Origin of the sequence: Burkholderia anthina, assembly GCF_902498995.1 — a bacterium.
Taxonomy (GTDB): Bacteria; Pseudomonadota; Gammaproteobacteria; order Burkholderiales; family Burkholderiaceae; genus Burkholderia; species Burkholderia anthina.
Map to the genome: position 1 here is coordinate 1 of NZ_CABVLY010000039.1, position 15,035 is coordinate 15,035.

A 15,035-nucleotide genomic window follows, 5' to 3' on the forward strand; every position below is an offset into this window, starting at 1 on the left:
TCAAGCGCGACGCGAAGCGCGGGCTGGCGTCGCTGTGCATCGGCGGCGGGATGGGCGTCGCACTCGCGGTCGAACGTCCGTAACCGGCCGTTCGTCACCGCCAAACCGATCCGTGCGCCGGCCGATTGCGGCTTCGGCCGGCGCCACGTGAAGTCAGAGGGGCCTCCGGCGGCTCTCAAAACCAAGAAATGGAGTGAGATTTATGTCTCAGCGAATTGCGTACGTAACGGGCGGGATGGGCGGCATCGGCACCAGCATCTGCCAGCGTCTGTCGAAAGACGGCTTCAAGGTGGTCGCGGGTTGCGGCCCGAATTCGCCGCGCCGGGTGAAATGGATCGAGGACCAGAAGGCGCTCGGGTACGATTTCATCGCATCGGAAGGCAACGTCGGCGACTGGGAATCGACCAAGGCGGCGTTCGACAAGGTCAAGGCCGAAGTCGGCGAAATCGACGTGCTGGTCAACAACGCGGGCATCACGCGCGACGTCGTGTTCCGCAAGATGACGCATGAAGACTGGACGGCCGTGATCGACACCAACCTGACGAGCCTGTTCAACGTGACGAAGCAGGTGATCGACGGGATGGTCGAGCGCGGCTGGGGCCGGATCATCAACATTTCGTCGGTGAACGGCCAGAAAGGGCAATTCGGCCAGACGAACTACTCGACCGCGAAGGCAGGCATCCACGGTTTCACGATGTCGCTCGCGCAGGAAGTCGCAACGAAGGGCGTGACGGTCAACACTGTGTCGCCCGGCTACATCGGCACCGACATGGTGAAGGCGATCCGCCCGGACGTGCTCGAGAAGATCGTCGCGACGATTCCCGTGCGACGTCTCGGCGGCCCGGAGGAAATCGGTTCGATCGTCGCGTGGCTCGCGTCGAACGATTCCGGCTTCGCGACGGGTGCCGACTTCTCGCTGAACGGCGGCCTGCACATGGGCTGAACGTCCGGGCTGCGCAGGCGAAATGGCTGCGCGGCCCGGCGTGTCCGAAGGCCCCCGCCTCCCGGATTCGGGCGGCGGGGATTTGTCACTTGCGCTACGCTGCACACGAAGGCGTTACATGACTACTACAAAGAAAACGGCCGAGCGGCTCATCAAGAAGTACCCGAACCGCCGGCTCTACGATACCGAGACGAGCACGTACATCACGCTGACCGATGTCAAGCAGCTCGTGCTGGAACAGGAGGACTTCAAGGTCGTCGATGCGAAATCCAACGAAGACCTGACGCGCAGCATCCTGCTGCAGATCATCCTCGAGGAAGAAAGTGGCGGCGTGCCGATGTTCTCGTCGTCGATGCTGTCGCAGATCATCCGTTTCTACGGTCATGCGATGCAGGGCATGATGGGCACGTATCTGGAAAAGAACATCCAGGCGTTCATCGACATCCAGAACAAGCTCGCGGATCAATCGAAGAACCTCTACGAAGGTAACGCGATGAATCCGGAAGTCTGGTCGCAGTTCATGAACATGCAGGCGCCGATGATGCAAGGGATGATGACGAGCTACATCGAGCAGTCGAAGAACATGTTCGTGCAGATGCAGGAGCAGATGCAGAACCAGGCAAAGTCGATGTTCAGCACGTTCCCGTTCAAGCAGCCGGGCGCGCCGGAGCCGGAGAAGAAGTAACGTATTTGCGGCGCGCCGGCCGCGGGACGGTCGGCGCCGCGACGTGCGGCGGTGCGAGGCGACCGATCGTGTGCCCGGGCACGATGACGGCCGGTGGCCGGCCGCCGCAGGATGCCGCCGACGGTCGTTCCTGATCGTCGGCGCCGGATGCCCGTGCCTTCGCGCGAGGCGGGCAAGACCGTTGTCCGGTCGAGCGAATTCCAGACGTCAGTCCAGCCGAATCGGCGCATTGCGTGTCCGGTTGCACGTGTTCGCGCGCGTGCCGGCCGCGATTGCCCGCGATGACTGCCCGCGATGACGTTTCGTGCCCGTACGACACGCCACGCGCGATGCCGGCGCGGTGCGCCGGCATTCCTCGCTCAGCGTGCCGGATCGAGATCCTGATGATCGTCCGCAGGCGGAAGGTCCAGCACGAGCTTCACCGCGCTGTAGTTCGCCTTCAGCGAAAACACGCGGCCGATCACGAGAAACGTCTGCCGCGAATTCTCGAGTTCGACGAAGTCGCCGGGTTGCGGCACATGCGCGCCCTGGTCATATGAAAAGCTGGTGCTGGTTTGCTCGCCGATGGTTTCGGCGGCGTGCTCGGTGAATTCGATCGTGATGTGGGTGGTCATGCGAACCCCGTTGGGTGTGAAGAGAGCGGATGCCGAGATTTTCGCATGGCAGCGGGGCGGTTCCACGGCGATTCTTGGCGGTTTCTCGCGGCGCGGCGCGGGTCGGCCGTGTCGGCGGGCGCGTCGTGCCGCATGGAAAGGGCTGGATCGCTTTTCTCTGTCCGCCCGGCGCGCCCGCACGGGTCGCACATCGGCATCGCGATCCGCTGCGTGCCAACCGCCTGTTTTGCCTCGCTGACCCATAAATAGCTGTAAACTCACGCTTTTGCCGCCACGCCCCCACATTCCAGATGTCCCAGTCCCCCAAAGTAGGTTTCGTTTCGCTCGGGTGCCCGAAGGCGCTCGTCGACTCCGAACAAATCATCACCCAGTTGCGTGCCGAAGGTTATGAAATCTCCGGCACGTACGACGGCGCCGACCTCGTCGTCGTCAACACCTGCGGCTTCATCGACGAAGCCGTGCAGGAGAGTCTCGACGCGATCGGCGAAGCGCTGACCGAAAACGGCAAGGTGATCGTCACCGGCTGCCTGGGTGCGAAGTCGAGCGCCAGCGGCTCGAACCTCATCGAGGAAGTCCACCCGAAGGTGCTCGCCGTCACCGGCCCGCACGCGGTGGGCGAAGTGATGCAGGCCGTGCATTCGCATCTGCCGAAGCCGCACGACCCGTTCGTCGACCTGGTGCCGCCCGCCGGCATCAAGCTCACGCCGCGTCACTACGCGTACCTGAAGATCTCCGAAGGCTGCAACCACCGCTGCACGTTCTGCATCATCCCGTCGATGCGCGGCGACCTCGTGTCGCGTCCGGTCGCCGAAGTGATGCTCGAGGCGGAGAACCTGTTCAAGTCGGGCGTGAAGGAACTGCTCGTGATCTCGCAGGACACGAGTGCGTACGGCGTCGACGTGAAGTACCGCACGGGCTTCTGGAACGGCAAGCCGATCAAGACGCGCATGACCGACCTGGTCGCCGCGCTCGGCGAACTGGCCGCGCAGTACGGCGCATGGGTGCGCCTGCACTACGTGTATCCGTATCCGAGCGTCGACGAAGTGATTCCGCTGATGGCCGACGGCCCGTTCAAGGGCCACGTGCTGCCGTATCTCGACGTGCCGTTCCAGCACGCGCATCCGGAAGTGCTCAAGCGCATGAAGCGCCCGGCGAACGCGGAGAAGGTGCTCGAACGCGTGCAGAAGTGGCGCGAGATCTGCCCGGACCTGACGATCCGCAGCACGTTCATCGCGGGTTTCCCCGGCGAGACGGAAGCGCAGTTCGACACGCTGCTGGACTTCATCCGCGAGGCGGACCTCGATCGCGTCGGCTGCTTCGCGTATTCGCCGGTCGAAGGCGCGACCGCGAACGAACTGGACGGCGCGCTGCCGGACGAGGTGCGCGAGGAACGCCGCGCGCGCTTCATGGAAGTGGCCGAGGAAGTGTCGGCGCAGCGCATGCAGCGCAAGGTCGGCAAGACGCTCAAGGTGCTGATCGACGAAGTCAGCGCGGAAGGCGGGATCGGCCGCACGGCGGCGGATGCGCCGGAGATCGACGGCGTCGTCTATGTGGAGCCGGCGACGAAGGCGTCGAAGCGCTACAAGGTCGGCGATTTCGTGTCGGTGAAGATCACCGGCGCGGACGGCCATGATCTGTGGGGCGAGGTTTAAGCGATGACCGCAGCGTTTCCGCAGATCCTCGCGCTCGGCGAGGCGATGATCGAATTCAACCAGTCGCAGCCGGGCCGTCCGGAGTTCCTGCAGGGCTTCGGCGGCGACACGTCGAACTTCTGTATCGCCGCGGCGCGCCAGGGCGCGTCGACGGGCTTCGTATCGGCGATCGGCGACGATCCGTTCGGCCGGCTGCTGGCCGACATGTGGGCGTCGGAACGCGTCGACACGACGTACGTGCGGATCGACCGCACGGCGCCGACCGGCGTGTATTTCGTCACGCACGGGGCTGACGGCCATCAGTTCGACTATCTGCGCGCGGGCTCCGCGGCGAGCCGCTATGCGGTGGCCGACCTGCCGCTCGACGCGCTGGCCGCGGCGAAAGCCGTGCACCTGTCCGGCATCAGTCTCGCGATCAGCACGGCCGCGTGCGATGCCGCGTTCGCCGCGATCGACCATGCGCGCCGCAACGGCGCGCAGGTCAGCTTCGACACGAACCTGCGCCTGAAGCTGTGGCCGCTGCCGCGCGCCCGCGCGGTGATGCGCGAGGCGCTGCGCCAGACGGACATCTGCCTGCCAAGCTGGGACGACGTTACGGCACTCACCGGTGCGAACGATCGCGACGCGATCGTCGACGCGATGCTCGAACACGGGCCGCAGGTCGTCGCGCTGAAACTCGGCAAGGAAGGCGCGTACGTCGCGACGCCGCACGAGCGACGCGTCGTGCCGGGCTTCGCGGTGGAAGCCATCGATGCGACGGGCGCCGGCGACTGCTTCGGCGGCGCGTTCGTCGCGCGGATCGTCGCGGGCGACGACCCGTTCGCGGCCGCGCGCTATGCGAACGCGGCGGCGGCACTGTCGACGACGGGCTACGGCGCGGTCGCGCCGATTCCGCACCGCGATGCGGTGGAACGCCTGATGCAGGGCTGACGCGAACGACGCACACTGTCCGCGGCCGCGCACGACCGGTTCATTCGAACGACGTGACGTGGCGGCGGTCGCTGCGCGTTCGCGACGAGGCGTATCGGCGACGCACGGTCACGGTCAATCGCCGCGATCGGCGAGCGAATCTGAAGCAAGGAGCAATACAAGGTGGGTCGATATTCGGAATGGCCGCGAGCGCTCGTGCTCGCCGGTGCGCTGGCAGCGGGCTTCGCGATGCCGGGCATGGCTGCGGCACAGGTTGCCGCATCGGGTGCGCAGCAGGATGCGCCGGCGCCTGCCCGGCCGCTGCGGCCGAATCCTGAATTTGCCCGGCTGCCGCGCTACGAGGGCACGCTCGGCGATCGGCCGATCGTCGTGCATCTCGGTCCGAAGACGGACGAAGAGGGCGTGCATGGCGAATACCAGTTCACGGATACCGGCGAGGTGATCCTGCTCGCGGGCGACCGCGACGGCGATACGCTCGAGATCGAGGAATCGAACGACGGCACGAACATCACGGGCGTGTGGATCGGCCGCTTCGATTCGACCGGCGCCCTGAAAGCCGACCGGATGAATTCCGACGAATCGGATCCGCAACCCGTCGTGCTGCATCCCTCGCCGGCCAAGCGCGCGGCGCTGCAGGTCCGCAACGGTCGCGTGCAGGAAATCGAGACGGTCGGCGGCGTCGTCAACCTGCGTACCGACGACTGAGAGCGCCCGAGCGCGCGCTGGCTTGGTGTGCGCGGCGCGCATTGTACCGGGTCAAGCGCGCCGATTTTGGCTAATCTAGCAGGATATTCCGCAACCGAACGGCCTTGTGCCCGCCCTCTGCCATGACTGCATCCACACCCAAGCGCGCACTGCAAACCCGCATCGTTCAACCCGACGACGTCATTCCGGAAGGTTTTCGCTCGTTCGTGCCGCCGGTCGCGCGCGCGTCGACGGTCGTGTTCCCCGATCTCGCGACGATGCGCGCGCTGGTCTGGCACAACGACAACCAGTGGCGCTACGGTCTGCATGCGACTCCGACGTCGCTCGCGCTCGCGCAGCGGCTCGCCGAGATCGAAGGCGGCACGCACGCGCTGCTGCAGCCGTCGGGTCTCGCGGCGATCATGAACGTCTACTTCGGGATCGTGAAGGCGGGCGACGACGTGCTGATCCCGCACAACATCTACGGACCGAATGCCGATTTCGGCAACTGGCTCGCGAAGGATTTCGGCATCACCGCGCGTTTCTACGATCCGCTCGTGGGTGCGGGCATCGCCGACCTGATCCAGCCGGACACCCGGCTGATCTGGATCGAGGCACCCGGCTCCGTGACGATGGAAGTGCCCGACGTGCGCGCGATCACGACGGTCGCACAGGCGCGCGGCATCGTCACCGCGATCGACAATACGTATTCGGCCGGGCTCGCGTTCAAGCCGTTCGAGCACGGGGTCGACATCTCGGTGCAGGCGCTGACCAAGTATCAGTCGGGCGGCAGCGACGTGCTGATGGGCGCGACGATCACCGCGAACGCGGAACTGCATGCGCAACTGAAACTCGCGCGGATGCGCTGCGGGATCGGCGTGTCGGTGGACGATTGCTCGCTCGTGATGCGCAGCCTGCCGAGCATGCAGGTGCGTTTCGACGCGCACAGCAAGAGCGCGCTCGCGCTCGCGCAGTGGCTGAAGGCACGGCCGGAAATCGCGGCGGTGCTGCATCCGCAACTGCCGGACTGCCCGGGCCATGAAGCGTTCGTGCGCGACTTCACCGGCGCGGGCGGGCTGTTCTCGGTGGTGTTCGACGAACGCTACAGCGCCGAGCAGATCGACCGTTTCGTCGAGGCGCTCGAGCTGTTCGCGATCGGCTGGAGCTGGGGCGGCGCATGCAGTCTCGCGATGCCGTACGACGTCGCATCGATGCGCGCGGACTGGCCGCATCGCGGCACGCTGGTGCGTTTCTACGTCGGTCTCGAGGACGAAGCCGACCTGCGCGCGGACATCGAGCGCGCGCTGCAGGCCACGCTCGGCCGATAATCGCGGCAGAAAAACGCAACGCCGGCGCGATGCGACATCGCGCCGGCGTTTTGCATTGGCGGCTCGCGCGGATCAGAACAGCCGCAGCAGCCCGTCGAGGCCGACGTGATCGAACGCGACGGTGGCCGCATCGCGCACGACCGGCTTCGCGTGGAACGCAACCGACAGCCCGGCTTCTGCCATCATCTTCAGATCGTTCGACCCGTCGCCCATCGCGATCGCGCGGCTCGGCGCGATGCCGAGCGATGCGCACGTATCGCGCAGCATGCGCGCCTTCACGTCCGCGTTGACGATCTCGCCGAGCACCTTGCCGGTCAGCTTGCCGTCGACGATCTCGAGCGTGTTCGCGTGCGCGTAGTCGAGGCCGAGGCGCGCCTTCAGACGCTCGGTGAAGAACGTGAAGCCGCCCGACACGAGCAGCGTCTTCAGGCCGGCGGCCTTCACGCCGGCGAGCATCGTCTCGGCACCCGGCGACAGTTGCAGCCGTTCCTCGTACACGCGTTCGAGCGCCTGCGCGTCGAGGCCGGCGAGCAGCGCGACGCGGCGCGTCAGGCTTTCGTTGAAGTCGCGGATCTCGCCGCGCATCGAGGCTTCGGTGATTTCGGCGACCTGTGTCTTCAGCCCGCAGAAGTCGGCGATCTCGTCGATGCATTCGATCGTGATCAGCGTCGAATCCATGTCCATCACGACGAGCCCGAAATCGCCGAGCGCGCGGCCGGCGTCGACGAAGCCGAAGTCGAGCGCATGCGTGCCGCAGTACGCGTCGATGTCGAGGCGCTGCGCCGGATTCGCGTGTTCGATGCGCAGCGCGTGATCGTCGGTCTGCACGATGCGGGTGCCGCGCGACAGCGCGAGCAGCGGTTTGTGATGCGCGTCCGACAGCGGCGCGAGACTCTGGATGACGAGGTTCTGGGTCATGACGGAATGGTTGGAAGCGAATGAAACGCGTGCGCGGCCGGCATGCGGCCACCTGCGAGCGCGGGCCCCGTTCGGCTGCGGGCCGCGGCGTCGCGAACGCGCCATTGTAGCCGGTTGGTATCCGGTCGCGATCGGATCGACGGCGGATGCGGCCGTGAGCGGCGCCGGAAGCCGCTCTCCGTGGGATTTGCCGGGCACGGGCGCCTATCGTTCGTCCGCGCGATCCCAGTAAGGCGGATCGCCGAAGTGATCGGCGAGAAACGAGATGAATGCGAGCGTCTTCAGCGGCACGTGCGCGCGGCTCGGATAGACGGCCCAGATCGCGATGTCGTTCGCGAACGGGTAGTCGTCGAGCACGGTGACGAGCGCGCCGCTTGCGAGCAGCGGACCGACGTCCCAGGTCGACTTGATCGCGATGCCGAAGCCGTCGACGAGCGCTTCGCGGATCGCCTCGCCGTTGCTCGCGACGAGCCGGCCGCCGACCCGCACGGTGAGCGGGCCTTGCGGCGTCGCGAACGACCAGTCGCGCTGGTCGCCGAGGATCACGCATTCGTGCTGCGCGAGGTCGGCCGGATGGCGCGGCGCGCCGCGTTCGGCGAGATACGCGGGCGAGCAGCACAGCACGCGCCGGTTTGCCGCGAGCTTGCGCGCGACGAGCGTCGAATCCTTCAGCGCGCCGAGGCGGATCGCGACGTCGTAGCCGTCGTCGACGAGGTCGACGATCTCGTCGGACAGCCGCAGGTCGAGCGACACGGACGGATAGCGGCGCAGGAACGCGGGAATCACCGGCGCGACATGCTGGCGGCCGAACGACGACGACATCGACACCTTCAGCCGCCCGTACGGCTCGCTGCGGCCATGCCCGACCGACGCGCGCGCGGCGTCGGCGGCCGACAGCAGCGCCTCGGCGCGCGCCATGAAAATTTCGCCGTCCTGCGTGAGGCTGATGCGCCGCGTGGTGCGATGCAGCAGCCGTGCGCCGAGCTGGCGCTCCAGTTGCGCGATGCGCGCGCTCGCGACGGCCGCCGACACGCCGAACTCGCGCCCGGCCGCGGTCACGTTCGCGAGCAATGCGGCGCGCACGAACAGGCCGACGTCGAGCAGGTCGAGCGGCTTGTCGGGGGCGGATACCGGATCGGACGTCATTATTCGGAAATTCCTGAAAATGTTTCAGGAAATATAGCGGTTTTCTGAAATGATCGGGCGGCCTACGATGGGATTCATGGGGGCTGCGTCGCGGCCCGCCCGATTTCCGTGAACCCTGAAGGAGTGTCGTGATGAAAGCCGTTGGACTGACCCGTTACCTGCCGATCGACGACCCGCAGGCGCTGCTCGACGTGGAACTGCCGCAACCGGTGCCGGGCCCGCGCGACCTGCTGGTGAAGGTCGAGGCGATTTCCGTGAACCCGGTCGACACCAAGGTGCGCGCGCCGAAGCCGCAGGTCGAGGAAACGCCGCGCGTGCTCGGCTGGGATGCAGCCGGCACGGTCGTCGCGGTCGGCGCCGAGGTCACGCTGTTCCGGCCGGGCGACGCGGTGTTCTATGCGGGCAGCATCACGCGGCCCGGCGCGAACAGCGAATTTCACGCGGTCGACGAGCGCATCGCCGCACTCAAGCCGCGCACGCTCGATTTTGCCGCCGCGGCCGCGTTGCCGCTCACCGCGCTGACGGCCTGGGAGGCGTTGTTCGACCGGTTGCGCGTGTCGCCGCAGGGCGCGGACGCCGGCAAGTCGGTGCTGATCGTCGGCGGCGCGGGCGGGGTGGGCTCGATCGCGATCCAGCTCGCGAAGACGCTCGGCAAGCTGCACGTGATCGCGACGGCGTCGCGACCGGCATCGGCCGAATGGGTGCGCTCGCTCGGCGCGGACGACGTGGTCGATCATTTCGGCGACCTGCCGGCCCAACTGCGCGAAATCGGCCGCCCGAACGTCGACTACGTGCTGATCTTCAACGACACGGATCGCCATTTCCCTGCCGCCGCGGAAGTCATCCGGCCGCAGGGCGGCATTTGCACGATCGTCGAGAACGAGAAGCCGGTCCCGGTCGAACAACTGAAGGCGAAGAGCGCCGCGTTTCACTGGGAGTTCATGTTCACGCGGGCGATGTTCGAGACGCCGGACATGATCGAGCAGCACCGGATCCTGAGCGAGGTGGCCCGGCTCGTCGACGGCGGGACGCTGCGAACGACGCTCGGCGCGCAGCTCGGCACGATCAACGCCGCGAACGTGCGGCACGCGCACCGGTTGCTCGAAGCCGGGCGCGCGATCGGCAAGCTCGTGCTGAGCGGCTTCTGAGCGGCTGCCGAGGCGGGCATCGCGGGTACGGGATGCCGCGTCGCGAACGCAAGGGGGGTAACACCCGATGCGTTTGCGGCGCATTGCCTGCCGCTTGGCGGTAGACTGACAACGCATCATGCATCGAAAACCGCGCGGCGCGCGCGTGCCGCCGCATTACAAGGAGGTCAGCATGAGCCAACGCAGCTTGTCAGTCGCCGCATCGTGGTCGGCCGTATTCGCGGCGGCGTGCGTCAGCGCGAGCGTATTCGCGGCGCCGCCGGTCAAGGGCAGCCTGAAGGGCGGGGGGACAGGGCAGCTCGAATACACCGTCAAGGTCGATTCGAAGACCTTCGGCAACACGCAGGAGACGCGCAAGATCCGCTCGGGCGAAACGGACGACTTCAACTGGAAGTCGGTGCCGCCGAGCGGCGCGGTCGCGATGCCGGACGGCTGCCCGAACGCCGACAATCTGCCGCGCGACGAGAACGGCGCGATGGTGCGCCAGACCCAGATCCGGCTCGCGCCGTCGGTCGACGCGAAGGGCATCGCGAACGTGCAGATCAGCTTCCAGGCCGCCGCGCCGAAAGGCACGCGCAACGTGAGCGTCGGCGGCAAGTCGCTGCAATGTCCGGACGCCATATCGGTGAGCCAGGTCAAGTGGATATCGATTTCGACCAATGGCGGCTCGAAGTCCGTCACGATGAGCGACGGCACGAAGGTGACGGTGTCGATCAAGCACTGAGCGGTGCGCGCGCAACCAATTGCCATCCGGATTCGCGCGATAGCGGCGTAGCGGCACGTGAGCGTTTCGTGTTGCTACGCCGCTATCGCGCGTCGTCGCGCCGCGCACCGGCGCGCGTCAATGCGCGCGTTCCTCGAGCCGCGATGCGAGAAAGCGATGATCGGCCGAGAACAGCCGGCGATACGTCATCAGTACCGCGCCGACCGTACCGAGCGCGGATGCCGCGGCGATCAGGAACATGATCACGATCTGGTAGCGCACGGCCTGCAGCGGCGACTGGCCCGCCAGCACCTGGCCCGTCATCATCCCCGGCAGGCTCACGACGCCGACGACGGCCATCTGGTTGAGCGTCGGCAGCATGCCGGCACGCACGGCCTGGCGTGCCGCGTCCTGTGCGGCCTCCCAGCGCGTCGCGCCGAGCGCGAGCGCGGTTTCGACGCGGTCGCGCCGTGCGGTCAGTTCCTCCATCATCCGTTCGACGCCGAGCGACACGCCCGTGAGCGTATTGCCGAGGATCATCCCGAGGATCGGGATTGCATATTGCGGCGCGTACCACGGATGAATGCGGATCACGACGAACAGGCCGATCGCCGCGACGAGCCAGCTGCTGAACCAGATCGATGCGATGCTGTCGACGCGCTGCCCGCGATACGTGTGCTTGCCGCGCCCGGCGCCTGCGAAGCCGGCGATCAGCGTCATCAATGCGGTGAGCGGCAGCACGACGGTCCAGTGCGGATGGCCGAACACCCAGCCGAGCACGTAGCCGATGGCGAGCAACTGCACGACGGTTCGCACCGCCGCGAGTGCGAGCTTGCGGCCGAGCCCGAGCGACAGCGCGGCCGAGAGCGCGCCGTTGATCGCGACGAGCGCGGCGGCGATGCCGACGTCGACGAGACTGAGATCCTGCAGTGCCGGGCTCATTGCGCGGCCTCCTTCGGGTCCGTGGCGCGCAGCACGCCGGCCTGCATCACGAGCCGTGTCGCGGCGATGCGTACGGCCTGCGCCGGATCGTGCGAGATCCACATGTATGCGCGTGCATCGGACGCCGCATCGAACCACGCGCCGACGAGCGCCTCGATCGCGCGCGTCGAATCGGGATCGAGCGCGGACGTCGGTTCGTCCAGCAGCAGCACGTCGGGATCGAGTTGCAGCACGCGCAGCAGCGCGGCGATCTGCGCTTCGCCGCCCGACAGTTCGCTCGCGCGCTTGTCGAGGAAGTCGGCGCCGCGGCCGGCACGCGCGGCGAGCGATTCGACGCGCGCGCGGTCGAACGCGACGTCGCGATAGATCGCGAGCGAATACGGGTAACGCAATTGCGCTTCGACGGTGCCGTCCATTTGCGCGGGGCGCTGACGCACGTAGGCGACGCTGCGCCGGTAGCGCGGAATCGCGCTGCGCCGGATCCGTTTGCCGCGCCACAGGATGTGTCCGCCATCGAGCGGATCGAGCAACGCGAGCGCGCGCAGCAGCACGCTCTTGCCCGATCCAGACGGCCCCGTGACAGCAATTCGCGATCCCGCCGCGAGGCTGAAGTCGGTCGGGGCGAGCAGCGTCTTGCCGCTGCTGGTGTCGCGGCGCGTGATGTGCTGCGCATCGATGAGGCCGGTCGGGGCTGTCATGTCAAAAGTGAAAAAAAGCGTTAACGGTGCCGAAGCGTGTCCGCAGTGTGCGTCATAATACCGATTGAAAAGCCGCCGGTGTCGTGCGCCGTTCATTCACGCAAGCGGCCCGACATGGCGCAAAACCCGGCAGAACAACAACGGACCCGCCATGACGCTAACCCGAGCCATCGGTAAATCGGCTGCATGGATCGTCGGTATCGTCGCAATCGTCATTGCGGCAGCCGGCATCTTTCTCTTCACGTTCGACTGGAACCACGCGAAGCCGTGGATCAACGAACGGGTGACGGCTGCACTCGGCCGTCCATTCGCGATCAACGGCGACATCAAGATCGGCTGGCGTCGCCCGTCGGGCGAGACCGGCTGGCGCGCGTGGGTGCCCTGGCCGAGCTTCTCGGCCACGCAACTCGAGATCGGCAATCCCGATTGGGCGAAGGCGCCGAAGTTCGTCACGCTCGACGCCGCGCATTTCGATCTGGCGATCCTGCCGCTCTTCGCGCACGAGATCGTCATTCCGTCGATCGACGTCGTCAATCCCGCGGTCGACCTCGAACGGCTCGCCGACGGTCGCAATACGTGGACCTTCCAGTTCCAGCAATCGTCGCAGCCGTCGCCGTGGAAGGTGCGGCTGGACAGCTTCGGTTTCGCGAAGGGGACCGTCGCCTATCGTGACGCGATCACCAAGGCCGATCTCACGGTTGCGATCGATACGCTCGGCCAGCCGATTCCGCTCGGCGACGTGCTGAAGGAGCAGGAGCAGACGTCGCGTGCGGCATCGGCCCAGCGCGTCGGCAAGCGCGGCGCCGCGCAACTGAGCGCGAAGGCGCATGCCCAGGCCGCGTCGAGCGCGTCGAGCGCGTCGGCGGCGGAGGGCGCGAGTGCGGCGTCGCCCGGTGCTGTTCCGGCTGCCGCGAGTAGTTCGGGCTCCTCCGCATCGGCGGTCGCATCGGCCTCCGGTGCAAGCGGCGCCAGTGGCGCGGCCGCCGCGGCGCCGTCCGGGCCGACGTATGCGTTCGGGCTCAAGGTCGACGGCCGCTACAAGAACGTGCCGATCAACGGCACCGGCAAGGTGGGCGGCGTGCTCGCGATCGAGAATGCGACGCAACCGTTCCCGTTGCAGGCCGATGTGAAGGCGGGCGATACGCGGCTCGCGATCGTCGGCACGCTGACCGATCCGATGCATCTCGCGGCGATCGACCTGCGACTGTGGCTGCAGGGCACGTCGATGTCGCACCTGTACCAGCTTACCGGCATCACGCTGCCCGACACGCCGCCGTATGCGACCGAAGGGCGCCTGATCGGCAACTTCAAGCCGCACGCGAGCACGTTCCGCTACGAGAACTTCAACGGCCGCGTCGGCGGCAGCGATCTCGGCGGCACGCTCGCCTACGCACAGAGCGAACCGCGGCCGAAGCTGTCGGGCGAACTCGTGTCGAACCTGCTGCAGTTCTCCGATCTCGCGCCGGTGATCGGCGCGGACACCGCCGCGAGCAAGGCCAAGCGCGGCGACACGACGCGCCAGCCGCCGGGGCGCGTGCTGCCGGTCGAGACGTTCCGCACCGACCGCTGGCGCGCGCTCGACGCGGACGTGAAGTTCACCGGCCGCAAGCTGATCAAGAGCGCGAACCTGCCGATCACGAACCTGTACACGCACATCGTGCTGCAGGACGGCGTGCTGTCGCTCGAACCGCTGCAGTTCGGCGTCGCGGGCGGCACGCTCGCGACGACCGCGCATCTCGACGGCAGCGGCACGCCGCTGAAGGGCCGCTTCACGGTGGCCGCGCGGCACTTGAAGCTCAAGCAGCTGTTCCCGGCGCAGAAGGTGATGCAGTCTGCGCTCGGCGAGATCAACGGCGACGCGTCGCTGTCGGCGACCGGCAACTCGCCGGCCGCGCTCGCCGCGACCTCGAACGGCGAAGTGAAGGCGCTCGTGACGGACGGCCGCATCAGCCGCCTGCTGATGGAGGCGGCGGGGCTGAACGTCGCGAACGTCGTCTACGAGAAGCTGTTCGGCAACCGCGACGTGAACATCAATTGCGCGGCGATCGACTTCGCCGCGACCAACGGCATTCTCGATCCGAAGGTGTTCGCGCTCGATACCGACGACGCGCTGATCAACGTCGACGGCACGATCAGCCTGCGCGACGAATCGCTCGATCTGAAGATCCATCCGCATACGAAGGGCTTCCGGATCTTCTCGCTGCGCTCGCCGCTGTACGCGAAGGGCACGTTCAAGAATCCGGACGTCGGCGTCGATGCGGGCGCGCTCGCGCTGCGTGCCGGCGCGATGATCGGCCTCGGCCTGATCAACCCGTTCGCGGCGCTGATTCCGCTGATCGCGCCGAGCAACAACAAGGGCGTGCCGTGCTCGCAGCTGTTCGGGCAGATGAAGGAGAAGGCTGCGCAGAGGCAGGCGGCGAAGGCAGGGAAGTAAGGGGCGAGGGCGCTGGCGGCGCCGGGCTGCTGCGGTCGGTTGCCGTCGGCGCCGGGGGCGCGCTTCGGATGGCGCGCACGTCCATTGCCATTGCACCGGTCAGCGTACCGCCGTGTTGGCATTAAAGGGGTCTGGTTGCGCGATATGGCCCTCGGGCCGCGGGGGCGACCGTCCTGCAATTCACCGCCGGGCTCAGGGTGGCCGGGCGTG

General features: G+C 67.1%; 14 protein-coding genes. 9 read left to right on the forward strand and 5 right to left on the reverse strand.

What is annotated here, in order from left to right; genetic code table 11:
* The first annotated feature begins 202 nt into the window (after positions 1–202).
* Complete coding sequence (locus BME24068_RS32420) at positions 203–943, forward strand: 3-ketoacyl-ACP reductase (protein ID WP_096505142.1); 741 nt, start codon at positions 203–205, stop codon at positions 941–943.
* A gap of 118 nt (positions 944–1,061) precedes the next feature.
* The gene (gene phaR / locus BME24068_RS32425) at positions 1,062–1,628 is read left to right on the forward strand and encodes a polyhydroxyalkanoate synthesis repressor PhaR (protein ID WP_011549704.1); all 567 of its coding nucleotides are present in this window, start codon (positions 1,062–1,064) and stop codon (positions 1,626–1,628) included.
* 359 nt (positions 1,629–1,987) lie between these two features.
* Here the strand turns inward: phaR and BME24068_RS32430 are convergent, their stop codons facing one another.
* Positions 1,988–2,242 carry a hypothetical protein gene (locus BME24068_RS32430; RefSeq protein ID WP_096505145.1) on the reverse strand — a complete coding sequence of 85 codons (255 nt, stop codon included), beginning with the start codon at positions 2,240–2,242 and terminating at the stop codon, positions 1,988–1,990.
* 290 nt (positions 2,243–2,532) lie between these two features.
* On the opposite strand from BME24068_RS32430, the gene rimO reads away from it, so the two are divergent.
* The 4 genes from rimO to BME24068_RS32450 all read left to right on the forward strand — a co-directional run bounded on the left by rimO (position 2,533) and on the right by BME24068_RS32450 (position 6,836).
* On the forward strand, positions 2,533–3,894 hold the full coding sequence (gene rimO, locus BME24068_RS32435) for a 30S ribosomal protein S12 methylthiotransferase RimO (RefSeq protein ID WP_096505147.1): 1,362 nt from the start codon (positions 2,533–2,535) through the stop codon (positions 3,892–3,894).
* 3 nt (positions 3,895–3,897) lie between these two features.
* Positions 3,898–4,824, forward strand: coding sequence for a sugar kinase (locus BME24068_RS32440; RefSeq protein ID WP_174928524.1), 927 nt, complete (start codon positions 3,898–3,900; stop codon positions 4,822–4,824).
* A 162-nt stretch (positions 4,825–4,986) separates the two neighbouring features.
* Complete coding sequence (locus BME24068_RS32445) at positions 4,987–5,529, forward strand: hypothetical protein (RefSeq protein ID WP_174928525.1); 543 nt, start codon at positions 4,987–4,989, stop codon at positions 5,527–5,529.
* A 122-nt stretch (positions 5,530–5,651) separates the two neighbouring features.
* Complete coding sequence (locus BME24068_RS32450; RefSeq protein ID WP_096505153.1) at positions 5,652–6,836, forward strand: cystathionine beta-lyase; 1,185 nt, start codon at positions 5,652–5,654, stop codon at positions 6,834–6,836.
* A 72-nt stretch (positions 6,837–6,908) separates the two neighbouring features.
* Here the strand turns inward: BME24068_RS32450 and serB are convergent, their stop codons facing one another.
* Positions 6,909–7,754, reverse strand: a complete 846-nt coding sequence (gene serB, locus BME24068_RS32455; protein ID WP_096505155.1) for a phosphoserine phosphatase SerB — start codon at positions 7,752–7,754, stop codon at positions 6,909–6,911.
* A 204-nt stretch (positions 7,755–7,958) separates the two neighbouring features.
* A complete protein-coding gene (locus BME24068_RS32460) occupies positions 7,959–8,900 on the reverse strand; it encodes a LysR family transcriptional regulator (RefSeq protein ID WP_174928526.1) in 942 nt (313 codons plus the stop codon).
* A 131-nt stretch (positions 8,901–9,031) separates the two neighbouring features.
* Between BME24068_RS32460 and BME24068_RS32465 the strand changes: the two genes are divergently transcribed.
* Together BME24068_RS32465 and BME24068_RS32470 are read left to right on the forward strand one after the other, a co-directional pair.
* Complete coding sequence (locus BME24068_RS32465; RefSeq protein ID WP_174928527.1) at positions 9,032–10,048, forward strand: zinc-binding alcohol dehydrogenase family protein; 1,017 nt, start codon at positions 9,032–9,034, stop codon at positions 10,046–10,048.
* A gap of 172 nt (positions 10,049–10,220) precedes the next feature.
* Positions 10,221–10,772 carry a DUF6013 family protein gene (locus tag BME24068_RS32470; protein WP_174928528.1) on the forward strand — a complete coding sequence of 184 codons (552 nt, stop codon included), beginning with the start codon at positions 10,221–10,223 and terminating at the stop codon, positions 10,770–10,772.
* Between the two features lie 117 nt (positions 10,773–10,889).
* Here the strand turns inward: BME24068_RS32470 and BME24068_RS32475 are convergent, their stop codons facing one another.
* On the reverse strand, positions 10,890–11,693 hold the full coding sequence (locus BME24068_RS32475; protein ID WP_096505161.1) for an ABC transporter permease: 804 nt from the start codon (positions 11,691–11,693) through the stop codon (positions 10,890–10,892).
* Positions 11,690–12,391 (reverse strand): ABC transporter ATP-binding protein, encoded by a 702-nt coding sequence (locus BME24068_RS32480; protein WP_174928529.1) that lies wholly within the window; start codon positions 12,389–12,391, stop codon positions 11,690–11,692. Before BME24068_RS32480 ends, BME24068_RS32475 begins: the two co-directional genes overlap by 4 nt.
* 151 nt (positions 12,392–12,542) lie before the next feature.
* Between BME24068_RS32480 and BME24068_RS32485 the strand changes: the two genes are divergently transcribed.
* The gene (locus tag BME24068_RS32485) at positions 12,543–14,825 is read left to right on the forward strand and encodes an AsmA family protein (RefSeq protein ID WP_174928530.1); all 2,283 of its coding nucleotides are present in this window, start codon (positions 12,543–12,545) and stop codon (positions 14,823–14,825) included.
* Positions 14,826–15,035: the final 210 nt, after the last annotated feature.

Excerpts from the sequence above, each read along its gene's own strand:
- rimO (WP_096505147.1), top strand. The coding sequence starts at position 2,533 with ATGTCCCAGTCCCCCAAAGTAGGTTTCGTTTCGCTCGGGTGCCCGAAG.
- BME24068_RS32480 (WP_174928529.1), bottom strand. The coding sequence starts at position 12,391 with ATGACAGCCCCGACCGGCCTCATCGATGCGCAGCACATCACGCGCCGC.
- BME24068_RS32460 (WP_174928526.1), bottom strand. The coding sequence starts at position 8,900 with ATGACGTCCGATCCGGTATCCGCCCCCGACAAGCCGCTCGACCTGCTC.
- BME24068_RS32470 (WP_174928528.1), top strand. The coding sequence starts at position 10,221 with ATGAGCCAACGCAGCTTGTCAGTCGCCGCATCGTGGTCGGCCGTATTC.
- BME24068_RS32465 (WP_174928527.1), top strand. The coding sequence starts at position 9,032 with ATGAAAGCCGTTGGACTGACCCGTTACCTGCCGATCGACGACCCGCAG.
- BME24068_RS32485 (WP_174928530.1), top strand. The coding sequence starts at position 12,543 with ATGACGCTAACCCGAGCCATCGGTAAATCGGCTGCATGGATCGTCGGT.
- phaR (WP_011549704.1), top strand. The coding sequence starts at position 1,062 with ATGACTACTACAAAGAAAACGGCCGAGCGGCTCATCAAGAAGTACCCG.
- serB (WP_096505155.1), bottom strand. The coding sequence starts at position 7,754 with ATGACCCAGAACCTCGTCATCCAGAGTCTCGCGCCGCTGTCGGACGCG.
- BME24068_RS32430 (WP_096505145.1), bottom strand. The coding sequence starts at position 2,242 with ATGACCACCCACATCACGATCGAATTCACCGAGCACGCCGCCGAAACC.
- BME24068_RS32475 (WP_096505161.1), bottom strand. The coding sequence starts at position 11,693 with ATGAGCCCGGCACTGCAGGATCTCAGTCTCGTCGACGTCGGCATCGCC.
- BME24068_RS32420 (WP_096505142.1), top strand. The coding sequence starts at position 203 with ATGTCTCAGCGAATTGCGTACGTAACGGGCGGGATGGGCGGCATCGGC.
- BME24068_RS32450 (WP_096505153.1), top strand. The coding sequence starts at position 5,652 with ATGACTGCATCCACACCCAAGCGCGCACTGCAAACCCGCATCGTTCAA.
- BME24068_RS32440 (WP_174928524.1), top strand. The coding sequence starts at position 3,898 with ATGACCGCAGCGTTTCCGCAGATCCTCGCGCTCGGCGAGGCGATGATC.